Raw genomic sequence first — 16,470 nt, 5'->3', positions numbered from 1 at the left:
TCATCAAAACCATCACGAGTCCCCCATGAACGCACTCCTTTCCGTCTCCGACAAGACCGGCATCGTCGAATTTGCCCAGGCGCTGCATGCGCTGGGCATCCGCCTGCTGTCCACCGGCGGCACCGCCAAGCTGCTGGCCGAGAGCGGCCTGCCCGTCACCGAGGTGGCCGAGGTCACGCAGTTCCCCGAGATGCTGGACGGCCGCGTGAAGACGCTGCACCCCAAGGTGCATGGCGGCCTGCTGGCGCGCCGCGAGCTGCCTGCGCACATGGCGGCGCTGAAGGAGCACGGCATCGACACCATCGACCTGCTGGTGGTCAACCTGTACCCGTTCGAGGCCACGGTGGCCAACGCCGGCTGCACGCTGGCCGACGCCATCGAGAACATCGACATCGGCGGCCCCGCCATGGTGCGCAGCGCCGCCAAGAACTGGAAGGACGTGGGCGTGGTCACCTCGGCCGACCAGTACGACGCGGTGCTGGGCGAGTTGAAGGCCGCGGGCAAGCTGTCCGACAAGCTGCGCTTCGCGCTGTCGGTGGCGGCGTTCAACCGCATCGCGCAGTACGACGGCGCCATCAGCGACTACCTGTCGTCCATCCAGTTCGACGAGGCCAAGCTGTCCGAGAGCTACGTGCCCGAACGCGCGCTGTTTCCCGGCCAGAGCAACGGCATCTTCACCAAGATCCAGGACCTGCGCTACGGCGAGAACAGCCACCAGCAGGCCGCGCTGTACCGCGACCTGCACCCCGCGCCCGGCTCCATCGTCACCGGCGTGCAGCTGCAGGGCAAGGAACTCTCATACAACAACATCGCCGACGCCGACGCGGCCTGGGAATGCGTCAAGAGCTTCAAGCTGCCGGCCTGCGTGATCGTCAAGCATGCCAACCCCTGCGGCGTGGCCGTGGGCACGAGCGCGCTGGAGGCCTACAGCAAGGCCTTCCAGACCGACCCGACGAGCGCCTTCGGCGGCATCATCGCGCTGAACCGCCCCGTGGACGGCGCGGCCGCGCAGCAGATCGCCAAGCAGTTCGTCGAAGTGCTGATGGCGCCCGACTTCACGCCCGAGGCGCTGGAGGTGTTCAAGGCCAAGGCCAACGTGCGCCTGATGAAGATCGCGTTGCCTGCCTCCGGCGGTGCCACGGCGTGGGAGCAGGGCCGCAACCTGATGGACGCCAAGCGCGTGGGCTCGGGCCTGCTGCTGCAGACGGCCGACAACCATGAGCTGCAACTGCCCGATGTGAAGGTGGTGACCCTCAAGCAGCCCACGCAGGAAGAGATGCAGGACCTGCTGTTCGCCTGGAAGGTGGCCAAGTACGTCAAGAGCAACGCCATTGTGTTCGTGAAGGGCGGCATGACCATGGGCGTGGGTGCGGGCCAGATGAGCCGGCTGGACTCGGCGCGCATCGCCAGCATCAAGGCGCAGGCCGCGGGCCTGTCCCTGCAGAACACCGTGGTGGCCAGCGACGCCTTCTTCCCGTTCCGCGATGGGCTGGACGTGGTGGTCGACGCGGGCGCGACCTGCGTGGCTCAGCCCGGCGGCTCCATGCGCGACCAGGAGGTCATCGACGCGGCCAACGAGCGCGGCGTGGCCATGGTCTTCACGGGCGTGCGCCACTTCCGTCACTGACACGCGCTGACCACGCCGCATGCCGGTGGACCCAGACCCGCTGCACGACGACGACACACCGCCGCCCCGGCCCCGTTGGCTGGGTTGGGCGCTGGTGGTGTTCATGGTGCTGGTGGTGCTGGGCGTGCTCAACGTGGGCTGGCGCATCCTGCAGCCGGGGCCCGCAGCCCAGGCGCTGGATGCCGCGCAGCAGGCGCACCCGGAACGGGCCGCGGGCCGCGCGCTGGTCGAAGCATCGGATTGCCTGCGTTGCCATGGCCTGGAGCGGCACGCCGTAGGCCCGGGCTTTCGCCAGATCGCCGCGCGCTACGCCGGCCGCAGTGATGCGGCCGCGTACCTGGCCGGCAGGATCCGCGAGGGCAGCGTGGGCGTATGGGGCCGCACGCTGATGCCGCGCCATCCCCAGATCACCGAGGCACAGGCCCTGCAGATGGCGCAGTGGCTGTTGGCGCTGCCGCCCGCCGAGGGTGGTGTGCTATTGAATCAATAGCTGTTAGCGCTTATTAGACGGGCGTTAGAGTCAGAAAACGCTGTAAACCACTCGCGTGGACGGCGGCACCGCTTGCGCCGTCCCGCTCACACCTTCAGCAGGCTGCCCGGCGTGCCGGCCTGTACGGCCAAGGTGGTCTCGGCGCTGGTGGTGAACTGGCGGCTGGTGATGGTGTTCACGTACACCCACTGCGCACGGCATTCGGTGGCCGTGGCGGTCACCACCATGTAGCCGCGGCGCGCGGTGTCGCAGTACTTGAGCGGCTCCACCAGCTGCAGCAGCGCCGCCGACAGCGTGGCCGGGTTTTCATTGGGCAGGTATTCCTCGAAGCCGGGCGAGCTCACCGACGAGGTGGCGAACTCCACGCCCACGGGGTTGCCGTTCATGTCGTTCAGCTCGCTGGCCCAGGCATTGTGCGTGTCGCCCGCCAGCACCACCAGGTTCTTGTTCATGGCGCGGGCCATGCCCAGCACCGTCTCGCGGGCGGCCTGGTAGCCGTCCCACGCGTCCAGGTTGTAGGGGATGGAGGGCTGCGCCAGGATGGCTTGCTCCTCGGGCGTGAGCGTGGCGGGCGCCGTGCGCGCCTTGGCGACGATGGCCGCGTAGCGCGACACCGTCACACCGCTGCCGGGCTGCAGCGTTTCCATGAGGATGGGCGCGGGGATGTTCATGCGGCCCATCAGCACCTGCTGGCCCAGTACCTGCCAGGTAGCGCTGGAGGCCGTCATCTGCTGCTGCAGCCATTGCGTCTGCGCGGTGCCCAGCAACTGGCGCGCGGGATTGCCCACGGCCGCGGTGAAGCCCGCTGCGTCGAAGCCGCCGGGCTTGAAGAAGGCGGTGTAGTCGACCTGCGCATCGCGTCCCACCACGCGCGTGTCCAGCATGTGCAGCGCCAGCAGGTTGCCGAAGGCGAAGCTGCGGTAAATGACGTCCGGCTGCGCGTTGCGTGTGGGCATCCACTCGTGGTAGGCCTGCAGCGCCACGGCCTTGCGCGCGGCGAAGCTGCCTTCGGCGGCTTGGTGGTTTTCCGCGCCGTTCATCCAGGTGTCGTTGGCGATCTCGTGGTCGTCCCATACGGCGATCATGGGCGCGGCGGCGTGCAGCGCCTGCAGGTCGGCATCCGTCCGGTACTGGGCATGGCGCGTGCGGTAGTCGGCCAGGCTCAGGATCTCGTTGGCCGGCTGGGACAGTCGGCTCAGCGCCGCCGCGTTGCCCGAGGCGTAGCCGCCCTGGCCGTATTCGTAGAGGTAGTCGCCCAGGTGCACGGTGGCATCCAGGTCGCCGCGCCGGGCGGCATCGGCGTACACGTTGAAGTAGCCGGCCGGGTAGTTGGCGCACGAAAACACGGCCAGCTTCACCTGGGCCACGCTGCCCGTGGGCAGGGTGCGGGTGCGTCCCGTGGGCGAGGTGGCCTCGAAAGCCTTGAAGCGGTAGTGGTAGGCGGTGGCGGGCTTCAGGCCCGTGGCGTCCACCTTGACCGTGTAGTCGCGCGCGGCGCTGGTGCGCACCTCGCCGCGCGCCACGATGCTGGCGAAGGCGGCGTCGCTGGCCACCTCCCACTGCACGGGGATCTCGGCGCTGAAGTCGGCGGGCGGCGTGACGCGCGTCCAGAGCATGACGCGGTCGGCCAGCGGGTCGCCGCTGGCCACGCCGTGCGCGAACTGTACGGCGGGTGCGTCATCGTCGCCGCCGCCACAGGCCGCCAGGGGCAGGGTGCCCAGCGCGGCGGCGCCCAGCGTGATCTGCCGCACGAAACGGCGGCGCCCGCCGTCTGCGGCGGGCGGGGTGCTGGCGTGCGCAGCCTGCAGGAGGTTGGTGAGGGGCTTGGAATCGTCGTGTCGCTGCATGGCGGGCGGGTGAAAGGTGATGAACCCGCCAAGGCTCGCAGCAAGGGATGACGGTTTCATGAACCACCGTCGCGCACGCGTCAGTGCGCCCATCCGCCGGTCACCCGCAGGGATGGATGCGGGCGAGTAAGCACGTTTTATGCCTCCAGCGCTTTCCCATCAAGCGCTGGAAGCTATGAAAACTATAGCTTCTGGAACACGTCGCGCGCCACGGCCACGGTGTCGGCGATGTCCTGCTCGGTGTGGGCGGCACTCACAAAGCCGGCTTCGTAGAGCGCCGGGGCAATGTAGACGCCGCCGTCCAGCAGGCCGTGGAACAGCGTGTTGAAGCGCATGCCGTCGGTGTTGAGCACCTCGGGGTAGTTCTGCGGCAGTTGCGGCAGCAGGAAGAAGCCGAACATGCCGCCCTGGGTGTCGCCGCAGAAAGGCACACCCGCAGCGCTGGCCGCGCCCGCGAGGCCGTCGATCAGGGCGCGGGTGCGAGCGCCCAGGGCGTCGTAGAAACCGGGCTTGGCGATCTCGCGCAGCGTGGCCAGTCCGCAGGCCGTGGCCACCGGGTTGCCCGACAGCGTGCCCGCCTGGTAGACCGGGCCCAGCGGCGCAAGCTGCTCCATCACGGCGCGCGAGCCGCCGAAGGCCGCCAGCGGCATGCCGCCGCCGATGACCTTGCCGAGCACGGTGATGTCCGGCTTGAAGCCCGGGATGGCCTGGGCGTACAGGCTTTGCGCCCCGCCCAGCGCCACGCGAAAGCCGGTCATGACCTCGTCGATGACCAGCAACGCGCCGTGCTGCGTGCACAGCTCGCGCGCGCGGCGCATGAAGGGCACGCTGGCGCGCACGAAGTTCATGTTGCCGGCGATGGGCTCCATGATCACGCAGGCCACGTCGGGGCCGTGCAGCGTGAAGGCCTCCTCCAGTTGGGCCACGTCGTTGTATTCCAGCACCAGGGTGTGCTGCACCACCTCTTGCGGCACGCCGGCGCTGGTGGCGTGGCCGAAGGTGGCCAGGCCCGAGCCGGCCTTGACCAGCAGCGAGTCGGCATGGCCGTGGTAGCAGCCGTTGAACTTGATGATCTTGTTGCGCCGGGTGGCGCCGCGCGCGAGGCGGATGGCGCTCATGCCGGCCTCGGTGCCTGAGCTGACCAGGCGGATCATCTCCATGGACGGCACGTGGCGGATGATTTCCTCGGCCAGCTCCACTTCACGCTCGGTTGGCGCGCCGAAGCTGAAGCCCTCCAGGGCTGCTTTCTGCACGGCCTCCAGCACGGCCGGGTGGCCATGGCCCAGGATCATGGGTCCCCAGGAGCCGATGTAGTCGATGAAGCGCTGGCCGTTGGCGTCCCACATGTAGGCGCCCTGGGCACGCGTGATGAAGCGGGGCGTGCCGCCCACGGCGCGGAAGGCGCGCACCGGCGAATTCACGCCGCCGGGGATGAGCGCCTTGGCGCGTTCGAAAAGGGGGAGATTGAGATCAGTGTTGTGTGTCATGGGGTGGCAAATCGAAGCCCTCCACGACCGCGGAGGGAGATACGTCGTCGTCGGTGTCCTCGTCGTCGGGCTGGGCCCAGAACATGCGGTCGGGCAGCACATGGCCCATGCCGGGGCGGAATCCGTGCTGCAGGCAGCCGTCCAGGTAAGTGAGCGCTTCGCTCGTGGCCTCGCCCAGGTCGCTGCCGGTGGCAATGAGCGCCGCCAGGGTGGCCGACAGGGTGTCGCCCGCTCCGATGAAAGTCACTTCAAAGCGTTCGAAGCGCCCGCTGCCCAGCACCGTCTGCGGTGAGGCGAGCACATTGTCGATATGCCGCTCCGCCGCGGGAATGCCGGTCACCAATAGATAGGGCACGCCTATCTCCGCGACTGCCATGGCCAGGTCGCGTGCCGAGGGTGGGCGCTCACTGCCCCAGTCCGGCAGCAGCCAGCGCCACAGGGTGCTGTGGTTTCCAACCAACACCGATGTCTGCGGCAGCAACAGCTCGCGGAAGGCGTCGTGGTACTGGTCGATCAGGTCGTCCTGCCACCACGACAGGTCCGGCATGAAGGCGATGACGGGCACGTCCGCATAGTCGGCGGCGATCTCGGAGATGGCGCTCAGGTTCTCGGGGCTCCCCACGAAGCCGACCTTGATCGCGTGCAGCGGCATGTCTTCCAGCACGGCACGGGCCTGCTCGGCGACCGTCTCGTCTTCGAAGGCGTAATGGTCGAATATCTCGGCGCTGTCACGCACATAGGTCCCGGTCACCACCGGCGCGACATGCCCTCCGACCGAGGACACCGCCGAAATATCGGCCGCCAATCCTCCCGCGCCGCTGGGGTCGTTTGCATTGAAAACCATCACGCAGATGGTGGGGGCGGTGGATTCGCTGTCATCCGCCGTCAAGCTTTGGCTGTCGGGTGCTGAAGGGGTATTCGATTGCATGGGTGGGTGCCAGCGTAACCGGTGGCACGAAAGCTGCATCCGGCAGTGATGACTAGATACAATCGTTGCATTCTATGTGAAGGCCCCTTAAGCTGTGACGGACCCAAAAACTTGGATGTGTTTGATTTGCGGTTGGATATATGACGAAGCTGCGGGCTGCCCCGAGCACGGCATTGCCCCCAACACCCGCTGGGCAGACGTTCCCATGAACTGGACCTGTCCCGAATGCGGCGCCCGCAAGGAAGACTTCGAGATGGTCGAGATTTGAGGCGCGGCTCCTGCCAGCGTTGTTTTTTCGTTCCTCAGGAGCAGTGAGAAATTGGCTACGACGACGACCGGTCCCACCTTCCGTGTCCTGGTGGTGGACGACAGCAATACCATACGGCGCAGCGCCGAAATTTTCCTCAAGCAGGGAGGGCACGAGGTTTTATTGGCCGACGATGGTTTCGATGCCTTGGCCAAAGTCAATGATTACCAGCCTCAGCTGATTTTCTGCGACATCCTCATGCCCAAGCTGGATGGTTATCAGACCTGCGCCATCATCAAACGCAACGCGCATTTTGCTGATACGCCCGTGGTAATGCTTTCATCCAAGGACGGGGTTTTCGATAAGGCGCGCGGCCGCATGGTCGGTTGCCAGGAATATCTGACCAAACCATTTACCAAAGACCAGTTGCTGCAGGCTGTGCAGCAATTTGGAAATGCCCAATAAGGAGTTTTGTAATGCCGATTCAGAAAGTTTTGGTCGTGGACGACTCGAAGACCGAGTTGATGTTTCTGACCGACTTGCTGCAGAAAAAGGGCATGCAAGTGCGTACCGCCGAGAATGCCGAAGAGGCATTTCGCCGTCTGGCCGAGGAAAAGCCGGACCTGATCCTGATGGACGTGGTCATGCCCGGCCAAAACGGTTTCCAGCTGACCCGTGCCATTACCCGCGATCCGCAGTATGCGGATGTGCCCATCATCATGTGCACGAGCAAGAACCAGGAAACCGATCGCGTGTGGGGCATGCGCCAGGGCGCGCGCGGCTACATCACCAAGCCAGTCGATCCTGCAGAACTGCAGGCCAAGATCGACGCGCTGAACTGAGGCCGGCTGCATACCCATGGCTAACCGCGAAGCCCTGAAAGAGCTACAGACACGACTTGCCGCCCGGCTGCAGGCTGCCAGAGGCGAGGGTGTGTCCGTGTCGTCCTGGTTGGCCGTGGAGTCTGCCGGACGCTATTTCCTTCTTCCCCTTGGACAGTCGGGGGAGATCTTCCCCTGGGGCGGGGTGCAGCCCGTTCCGTATACCCAACCGTGGTTCCTGGGCGTGGCCAACCTGCGTGGCGCGCTCACCGGCGTGGTGGATCTGGCGGGCCTCCTTGGCGCCGCGCAGATGCGCACGGAGCAGGCCTTGGCAGAATCCAGCCTGCTGGCCTTCAATGGTGCGCTGGACGTGAATGCCGCCTTGCTCGTGGACCGGCTGTCCGGCCTGCGGGGAATGGAGGCCTTCGTCGCCTCCGAGCCGCCGGAGGCCGATGCGCCCCCCTATTTCGGCACCACCTATCTTGATGCACAGGGCACGCGTTGGCAGGAATTGAACCTGCACGCTCTTTCCCAGCATCCCGCTTTTCTCAGCATCAGCGCTTGATTATTTCTGTAAGGCAGCACCATGTCCGTCGTCAATCCATTTGGAAAATTGTTTAACCGCAAGCCCGCCGACCCGGATGCTGAGCTGAACCCCACTGACTTGGCGCAGCACCCGGCGGGCGGACTGCTTGCCGATGCGTACCAGACCGATGGCATGGCCAGCGTGCAGGGCGATCCCGGCGGTGCGGCGCAATATCCCGAAGGGGAGTTTGCGGATGAAGACTTGGTCTCGCTGCCTCTGCTGGGCCGCGCAACCACTGCCGTCCACCAGCGCCGCCTGCTGATGCTGCTGGGTGTTGGCTTGGTGGTGCTCGCCTTGATTGCCGGCTGGGTTCTGCAGCAAGCCAACCGCTCGGCGCAGCAGCTGACGGCGACCGGCCAGTCGCTGATGCAGTCGCAGCGGCTTGCAAAGTCCGTGTCGCAGGCCTTGGTGGGCAGCCCCCAGGCCTTCCCCGACGTGGTGGAGAGCTCGGGCGTGCTGGCGCGCAACGTGCGCGCACTCAACGGGGGCGACAACGAACTGGATGTGCAGGCACTGGGTGAGCCTTTCCGCCCCGAACTGGATGCCATCACGCCGTTGGTGGAGCGTGCCGAGCGCAACGCGGGCGTGGTGATGGGTCAGCAAAAGATCCTGACGCAGGTGGGCGACGCTCTGCGTACCATCAACCGCCAGTCCTCGGACCTGCTGGAGATCGCGGAGACGGTCTCGTCCCTGAAGCTTCAGCAAAATGCGCCGGCCTCCGAGATTTCTGCCGCAGGCCAGCTGGTGATGTTGACCCAGCGTATCGGCAAGTCGGCTAACGAGTTCCAAACGACGGAGGGCGTGAGCCCCGAGGCGGTGTTCCTGCTCGGCAAGGACTTGAACTCCTTCAAGGAAATCGCACAGGGCATGCTGGACGGTAGCGCCGACCTCCGCCTGGCTGCCACCCGCGATGCCCAAACCCGCGAGCAACTGGAGTCGCTCATCAAGCTGTATGAGCAGACGCGTACACAAGCCGGCGCCATCCTGGGCAACCTCCAGGGTCTGGTGTCCGCACGTGAGGCGCAGTCGGCCATCCTGGCAGACAGCGAACCGCTGCGCCGTCAACTGGAAGGTCTGCAAAGCAAGCTGTCGGCACAATCGGGCATGGGGGCGGGCCAGTTCGCCGCGCTCGCCGTGGCCGGTATCTTCGTGCTGCTGTGCGGCGTGGGTATTTCGCGCGTGCAGCTGCTGGACAGCCGCAGCCGCCAAGCCACGGCCGAAGCGCAGCAGCGTGATGCCAAGCGCCAGGAACAGGAAGCCAAGCGCATCAACGACGCCAACCAGGCGGCCATTCTGCGACTGATGAACGAACTGCAATCGGTCGCTGAAGGGGACCTGACGCAGGAAGCCACCGTGACGGAGGACATCACGGGCGCCATCGCCGACTCGGTGAACTACACGGTGGAAGAACTGCGCCAACTGGTGGGCAGCGTGCAGAAGACGGCAACCCGGGTGGCGCAGACGACGGCCATGGTGGACAACACCTCCACGGAGCTGCTCGCAGCGTCCACCGAGCAGCTGCGAGAAATCCGTGAAACGGGCCGTTCGGTGCTCGAGATGGCAAGGCGTATTAACGACGTGTCTTCGCAAGCGCAGGAATCCGCCTCGGTGGCCCGCCAGTCGCTGCAGGCCGCCGACCAGGGTCTGCAGGCCGTGCAAAACGCCATCGGCGGCATGAACGCCATCCGCGACCAGATCCAGGATACGTCCAAGCGCATCAAGCGCCTGGGCGAGTCATCCCAGGAGATTGGCGAAATCACCGAGCTGATCTCGGACATTACCGAGCAGACCAACGTGCTGGCTCTGAACGCGGCCATCCAGGCTGCCTCTGCCGGTGAAGCCGGTCGCGGCTTCTCGGTGGTGGCGGAAGAAGTGCAGCGTCTCGCGGAGCGCTCCGCAGACGCCACGCGCCAGATCTCGGCGCTCGTGAAGGCCATTCAGACCGACACCCAGGACGCGGTGGCCGCTATGGAGCGTTCCACCCAGGGCGTGGTGGAAGGAGCGCGTCTGTCGGACAGCGCAGGAACGGCGCTTTCGGAGATCGACCGCGTGTCGCGGCGGCTGGCCGAGCTGATTGAGCAGATCTCATCGTCAGCCTCCCGCGAAGCGGACCTCGCCAACGGCGTGGCAGACAACATCCAGCATATTTTTGCGGTGACGGAGCAGACCGGAGAAGGTACCCGTACGACTGCGCAGCAGGTGCGTGAACTGTCTCACGTGGCCGAGGAACTGCGCCAGTCGGTGGCGCGATTCAAGATTGCCTGACGTCTTCCATTAACGAACTTGCTCCGGATCAGCCGGGGACGAATCCATGTCATCTGTTGACGCCGCAAACGCACAGGGCGCCGATTGGGCCCAGGGCGAGCAGGATCTTGGGCCGCTCGCATGGGTGCTCGATGAACTGCGCAAATCCTTGGATGGTGCCGTCAAGGCCATGCGCCGTTTCGTGCGCGATGCCGAGATAGCGCGGGAGTCCGATCTCGCCTCACTGGACGCGGGGCCCTTGCGCATCGCACGCCAGCAACTCCACCAGGCCAGCGGCGCGCTGGAGATGGTGGGCATGGCGCCTCCGGCCCTGGTGTTGCGCGCCATGGAAACTGCGGTCCAGCGGTTCGTTCATCGGCCGGAGACCTGCAGCGATGATGCAGCGGCCGTCATCGAGCGCGCCAGCTTTGCCTTGATCGAATACCTGGAGCATGTGCTCGCAGGCAAGTCCGTGTCGCCGGTGGCGCTGTTTCCCCAGTACCGCGAGGCGCAGACGCTGGCGGGGGGCGAGCGGGTGCATCCGGCGGACTTGTGGCCCGTGGAGCGGCGTTTCCATGATCCTGACGTGCCGGTTGCCGCTGCGCCGCTGCCCTATGGCTCGGAAGCGCGTGCGCGGCTGGACAGCGCGGTACTGCGGCTGGTGAAGAATGCGGACCCGGGCGCCGCTGCAGACATGCAGACAACCTGCCTGGGCTTCGCCGCGGCGCAGACCGACCGCCAGGCCCGCGCTTTCTGGAAGATCTGTGCAGGCTTTTTCGAGGCGCTGGCGCAGCAGGCACTCAATCCGGACCTGTATGCCAAGCGCGTCGCTTCGCGCGTGCTGATGCAATACGCCACCTTGGCCAAGGGGGACACGGCGATCAGCGACCGTCTGGTGCAGGATCTTCTGTTCTTCTGCGCCCAGGCCGTGGTGCCTGCGACGGCGGAAGCAGCTTCCCGCATGCCGGTGCTGACGGCCGTGCGGCGCGCGTTTGATTTGAATCGCTACCAGCCGGTGGACTATGACCAGCCGCGCTTCGGTCTTTTCGACCCTGCCATTCTTGCGCAGGCGCGCAAGCGCATTGCCGCGGCCACGGAAACCTGGTCCGCACTTGCGGGTGGAGACCGCAACAAGCTCAAACCGGCAGCGGACCAGTTCAGCCTGGTGTGCGATTCATTGCGCAAACTGCACCCGGACAGCGAAAGCCTGGCACTGGCCCTGACGCGTGCCCTGGAGGCCACCACACGGTCGGGCGAGCCTCCTTCGGCAGCGCTGGCCATGGAAGTGGCCACCTCTGTGCTGTATCTGCAAGCGTCCTTCGAGGAACTGGATGCCGCCCAGCAGTACATGGCGGAGCGAGCTGCGCGGCTGTCCGAGCGACTGGACAGCGTGGTTGCCGGCGGGGAATCGCAGCCTCTTGAACCCTGGATGGAAGAGCTGTATCGCCGCGTCAGTGACCACCAGACCATGGGTAGCGTGGTCGGTGAACTGCGTGCGACTCTGGCAGAGGCAGAGAAGTCCATGGACCAGTTCTTCCGCAGCCCGGAAGACATGAGCCTGCTTGCCTCCGTGCCTGGCAGCCTGCAGCAGATGCGCGGCGTGCTGTCCGTGCTGGGACTGGATCAGGCCTCCTTGGCCGTGGTGCGCATGCGCGACACGGTCGAGCGCATGCTGACCAACGACCTGCCCGAGGAAGAGCGCCCGCAGGTTTTCGAGAAACTGGGCAACAGCCTGGGAGCGCTGGGCTTTCTCATCGACATGCTGAGCTACCAGCGTGCCATGGCGCGCAAGCTCTTCGTTTACGACGAAGAGCTGGGCGAGTTGCGTGTCCTCATGGGGCGGGCGCGTGCGCAACTGCCTCATCCGGGCGCGCATGATCAGGAAGCGCCTGCCGTACCCGCGTTGGAGCTCCCATTCCCCGACGCACCCGAACCCGCGGCTGCGGCTGTGGTCGAGAGCGCCACGCCGTCTGCACTGGCGGACATTGATTTTTCGCTGCTTGACGTGGACGCGGCGACGTCGGAAGGCGCCGTTTCGGCGGTGGCCGCTCCGGAAGAGCCCGCGCTTCCAGTGGTTCCTTCGAGCAAAGCCGCTGCCGCAGCCCTGCCGGAGGACGATGGCGAGGATGAACTGCTCGACATCTTCCTGGAAGAGGCGCGCGAAGTTGTCGCTACCGGCTTGTCGGCCATTGACGCGCTGCGTGCTGCACCGGGTGACCTGAGCGAGCAGACCACGCTGCGGCGGGCCTTCCATACCCTCAAGGGTAGCTCGCGCATGGTGGGGCTGAACGAATTTGGTGAAGCCGCGTGGTCCATGGAGCAGACGCTCAATGCCTGGCTGGCCGAGCAAAAACCCATCAAGGAAGCGCTGCTGCAACTCTCCTCCGAGGCGTTGGGCGCCTTCGGTCGATGGGCCGATGACATCGCAGCAGGAGCTGCGGACCCGTGGAAGGCCGAAGCCTTCCGGGTTGCGGCGGATGCGATGCGCACGGATGGCACGCTGCTGCCACTGGGCGTGCCCTCCTCCGATTCCGCGGACACCACTGCGGCCGTGGCGCCGCAAGTGCCCGCAGAACCGCTGTTGCCTGACGAGCCCGTGTTGTCGGTGCCAGATCTTCCTGAGCCCGCGGCCGAACCACAAGCATTTGCCATTGAACCGCCTGCACCGCTCGAAGCTGTTGACGCCCACGCCAACGCTGCCGCGCTGGAGTTTGATCTGGTGCTGCCGGATGTCGACGTGCCGTCTCAGGACGCGACGGCGGGCCATGAGGAAGTGGGCGGCGACTTTGTCGACACCTTCATCGATGCGGATGAGGCCGACCAGGCCGTGTTGCCGGTGGAGGGGGTGCCCGCAGCTCCCGAGACGGCGACGGAGGAGGTGGATTTCTCCCTGTTCGAGGCTGCGCTGCAAGCCACCGATGCGCCAGCACAGGAGGTCGGCGAACCCGCTTCAACAGTAGCGGCTGACACGGTGGCGGAGCCGGCGGATAACGCATCCGCGGTGCGGCAGGACGAGACATTCTTTATCGGCACGGATGGCGTCCAACCCGAGTTCATCCTGGACGAGGAGCCAGCGGCGGACGTACCGTCTGCGCAAGCCGCCGAAACCGCGGCTGGGACGGACGGTCCGGTGGAGGAAGCGGTCGACGAAGCGGTCAAGGTCATCGAGCACCTGCGCATCGGCATACCGCTGTACAACGTGTACCTCAACGAGGCCGACGAATGGTCGCGCCGCCTTGTGACTGCGTTGCAGGAATGGTCGCTGGAATTGCACCAGCCGCTGCCGGACAGCGCGGTGGCGTTGGCGCACTCGCTGGCAGGCAGCTCTGCCACTGTCGGGTTCTTGGCACTGTCCAATCTTGCGCGTACCCTGGAACATACGCTGCAGCATGTTCAACTGCTGCAGCAGGGTCTCCCCGAGCATGCGCAGGCATTCAACGCCGCTGCCGAGGACATCCGGAGGCTGCTGCACCAATTCGCCGCAGGCTTCCTGAAGGAGCCCAGCGCCTCGGTGCTGGAACAGCTCAACGAGATCCTGCAGACCGAAGTGATCAGCGGCATGGTGTCGCTGGAAGACCGTGCTTTCGCCGAGGCAGAGGCACAGGCATTTGAGACGCCGGAGCCGGCGCCGGCAACGCCTCAGGGCACCGCGCATGCGACGGCCGTCGACGAGCCGACTGCCCCATCGCCCGTGGTGGCGCCTACGCTCCCCGTAGGCCGCGATCGCGTGATGGGCGATACTGTCGCGCCTGCCGTGTCGACCACCGTCGATATCGATGACGACATCGATGCGATGGACAACATCGACCCCGATCTGTTCCCCATTTTCGAGGAAGAAGCGGTTGAACTGCTGCCCACGCTGGGTGGGGCGTTGCGCCAGTGGTCGTCCCGGCCGGAGAACCTGGGCGCACGCAGCGAACTGCTGCGCGCCCTGCACACCCTCAAGGGCAGTGCGCGCCTGGCAGGCGCGATGCGGCTTGGCGAAATGGCGCACCGCATGGAAACGGCCGTGGAGCAGATCGACACGGAAACCGTGGCGGCCGCAGACATTGAGCCCTTGCTGGTCAACTTCGACGCATTGCAGGCGAGTTTCGACGCGCTGCGCGCAACTGGAGCGGAGCCGGCGGTACCGGCCGCTGAGCATGGACAGGACGCACAGGTGGTCCAATCCGCTCCCGCGCCAGGGCTTTCCCAGCCGCTCGCTCCGCCCGTTGCGTTGCGTGCGCCGTTGGGTGCAGCCCCTGCGCCGGCCCCCCTGCGTGCGGCAGGTGGGCATTCCGTGCGCGTGCGTTCGCAACTGCTCGACCGGCTGGTGAACCAGGCGGGCGAAGTGATGATCGCGCGTTCGCGGCTGGACGTGCGCATGTCGCAACTGCGCAGTTCGCTGACCGATTTGTCGGGCAACCTGGAGCGCCTGCGCCAGCAGTTGCGTGACATCGAGGTACAGGCGGAATCGCAGATGCAGTCCCGCTTGGCACTGTCCAAGGACATGGCGGCGGGCTTCGACCCGCTGGAATTCGACCGCTTCACCCGCGTTCAGGAACTGACACGCATGATGGCGGAGTCGGTCAACGACGTGGCCACCGTGCAGCGCAACATGCAGCGTGCGATGGAAGACGCCGAAGACGATCTGATCGCCCAGGGCCGCCAGGCACGTGAGTTGCAACGCGATCTGCTGCGCACGCGCATGGTGGAGTTCGAGGGCATCTCGGAACGCCTCTATGCGGTGGTGCGCCAGGCATCCAAGGAAACCGGCAAGCAGATCAAGCTGGACATTTCGGGTGGTTCCATCGAGATGGACCGCGGCGTGCTGGACCGCATGACCCCTGCGTTCGAGCACCTGCTGCGCAACTGCGTGGGGCACGGCATCGAGGAACCCGAGACGCGCGCTGCTGCCGGCAAGGCTCCTGTGGGTTCGATCTCCATCGACTTGCGGCACGAGGGCAACGACGTGTCGGTGGCGTTCCGCGACGACGGGGCAGGCCTGAACATCGCCCGCATCCGGGACAAGGCCGTGGCGCAAGGGTTGATTGCCCCCGATGCGCAGCTGAGCGATGGCGAGGCGGCCAACCTGATCTTCATGCCGGGCTTCTCCACGGCGTCGGAGATCACGGGCCTTTCCGGCCGTGGTATCGGCATGGACGTGGTGCGCTCGGAGGTGAATGCCCTGGGTGGCCGCATCGAGACCTCCACCGAGGCGGGCAAGGGAACGTCCTTCCGCATGGTGCTGCCGCTCACGACAGCGGTGACCCAGGTGGTGATGCTGCGCGCGGGCAACCTGACCATCGGCGTGCCAGCCAACCTGGTGGAGATCGTGCGCCGTAGTTCCGGCACGGAGCTCGACGCTGCCTACGCCAGCCATACCTTCTCGGATGGCCTGGAGGATCTGCCCTTCTACTGGGCGGGTGCATTGCTCCAGTCGTCCTCGCGCAGCACGGAGGTCACGGGCAAGAGCCGCCCCGTGGTGATCCTGCGCAGCGCGTCGCAGCGCATCGCGATGCACGTGGACGAAGTGCTGGGCAACCAGGAAGTCGTGGTGAAGAACCTGGGGCCGCAGCTGTCGCGTCTGCCAGGCCTCGCGGGCATGTCCGTGCTGGCTTCGGGCACCGTGGTGCTGATCTACAACCCGGTGGCGCTGGCCACGGTGTACGGCGACCAGGTGCGCGCGGCCACGCACGCACCGGCGGTGGACCAAGCCGGCGCGGTGGTGGCTGCCGAGGGCGGCACGCCCGCCGCTTCGCTGCTGGTGCCGGTGCAGCAGGTGCCGTTGATCCTGGTGGTGGACGACTCGATCACCGTGCGCCGCGTCACGCAGCGCCTGCTGCAGCGCGAAGGCTACCGCGTGGCCCTGGCGGCCGACGGCCTGCAGGCGCTGGAGCGCCTGCAGGAAGAGCGCCCCGCGGTCGTGTTGTCCGACATCGAGATGCCGCGCATGGACGGTTTTGATCTCGCGCGCAACATCCGCTCCGATGCTGCGCTGCAGGACCTGCCGATCATCATGATCACTTCGCGCATTGCGCAGAAGCACCGCGACCATGCGATGGAACTCGGCGTGAACCACTACCTGGGCAAGCCCTACTCCGACGAGGAGCTGATGAGCCTGGTGCGCCACTACGCCAGCCTGAACACGGAGGCAGTGACCGCCTGACGGCGACGCAGTCCAGTGTCACCCAGGCCCGGCAGGCTGCACGCC

Annotated in this window: 11 protein-coding genes; 8 read left to right on the top strand and 3 right to left on the bottom strand. The window is 66.2% G+C overall.

Annotation, left to right across the window (positions count from 1 at the left end; genetic code table 11):
- Window positions 1-25 precede the first annotated feature (25 nt).
- Window positions 26-1,627: a bifunctional phosphoribosylaminoimidazolecarboxamide formyltransferase/IMP cyclohydrolase gene (gene purH, locus HND92_RS16045; protein ID WP_172208414.1), complete on the top strand. Its 1,602-nt coding sequence runs from the start codon at window positions 26-28 to the stop codon at window positions 1,625-1,627.
- Between the two features lie 19 nt (window positions 1,628-1,646).
- Window positions 1,647-2,117 (top strand): c-type cytochrome, encoded by a 471-nt coding sequence (locus HND92_RS16040; protein ID WP_172208412.1) that lies wholly within the window; start codon window positions 1,647-1,649, stop codon window positions 2,115-2,117.
- Between the two features lie 86 nt (window positions 2,118-2,203).
- On the opposite strand, the gene HND92_RS16035 is transcribed toward HND92_RS16040, so the two are convergent.
- The 3 genes from HND92_RS16035 to HND92_RS16025 form a co-directional block, all read right to left on the bottom strand.
- Window positions 2,204-3,964, bottom strand: a complete 1,761-nt coding sequence (locus HND92_RS16035) for an alkaline phosphatase (RefSeq protein WP_172208410.1) — start codon at window positions 3,962-3,964, stop codon at window positions 2,204-2,206.
- 182 nt (window positions 3,965-4,146) lie between these two features.
- Window positions 4,147-5,451 carry a glutamate-1-semialdehyde 2,1-aminomutase gene (gene hemL, locus HND92_RS16030; protein ID WP_015914198.1) on the bottom strand — a complete coding sequence of 435 codons (1,305 nt, stop codon included), beginning with the start codon at window positions 5,449-5,451 and terminating at the stop codon, window positions 4,147-4,149.
- Window positions 5,435-6,379, bottom strand: a complete 945-nt coding sequence (locus tag HND92_RS16025; RefSeq protein ID WP_011806677.1) for a bifunctional hydroxymethylpyrimidine kinase/phosphomethylpyrimidine kinase — start codon at window positions 6,377-6,379, stop codon at window positions 5,435-5,437. The genes hemL and HND92_RS16025 overlap by 17 nt, the downstream gene beginning before the upstream one ends.
- Before the next feature lie 115 nt (window positions 6,380-6,494).
- Between HND92_RS16025 and HND92_RS16020 the strand changes: the two genes are divergently transcribed.
- The 6 genes from HND92_RS16020 to HND92_RS15995 are packed head-to-tail and all read left to right on the top strand — an operon-like array spanning window position 6,495 to window position 16,425.
- Complete coding sequence (locus HND92_RS16020) at window positions 6,495-6,647, top strand: rubredoxin (RefSeq protein WP_011806676.1); 153 nt, start codon at window positions 6,495-6,497, stop codon at window positions 6,645-6,647.
- A gap of 51 nt (window positions 6,648-6,698) precedes the next feature.
- Entirely contained in the window at window positions 6,699-7,091 is a 393-nt protein-coding gene (locus HND92_RS16015) for a PleD family two-component system response regulator (RefSeq protein WP_011806675.1), read from the top strand.
- Between the two features lie 11 nt (window positions 7,092-7,102).
- Window positions 7,103-7,468 carry a PleD family two-component system response regulator gene (locus tag HND92_RS16010; RefSeq protein ID WP_011806674.1) on the top strand — a complete coding sequence of 122 codons (366 nt, stop codon included), beginning with the start codon at window positions 7,103-7,105 and terminating at the stop codon, window positions 7,466-7,468.
- Between the two features lie 16 nt (window positions 7,469-7,484).
- Window positions 7,485-8,012 (top strand): chemotaxis protein CheW, encoded by a 528-nt coding sequence (locus tag HND92_RS16005; RefSeq protein WP_011806673.1) that lies wholly within the window; start codon window positions 7,485-7,487, stop codon window positions 8,010-8,012.
- A 21-nt stretch (window positions 8,013-8,033) separates the two neighbouring features.
- Window positions 8,034-10,298, top strand: coding sequence for a methyl-accepting chemotaxis protein (locus HND92_RS16000; protein ID WP_172208406.1), 2,265 nt, complete (start codon window positions 8,034-8,036; stop codon window positions 10,296-10,298).
- Between the two features lie 46 nt (window positions 10,299-10,344).
- Complete coding sequence (locus tag HND92_RS15995) at window positions 10,345-16,425, top strand: Hpt domain-containing protein (protein ID WP_172208404.1); 6,081 nt, start codon at window positions 10,345-10,347, stop codon at window positions 16,423-16,425.
- The last annotated feature ends 45 nt before the right edge of the window (window positions 16,426-16,470 follow it).

This window comes from Diaphorobacter sp. JS3050 (assembly GCF_013154915.1).
Lineage (GTDB): Bacteria > Pseudomonadota > Gammaproteobacteria > Burkholderiales > Burkholderiaceae_C > Diaphorobacter > Diaphorobacter nitroreducens.
The sequence above is the reverse complement of the archived record's forward strand: the minus strand, read 5'-3'. Positions and strand labels throughout refer to the sequence as shown.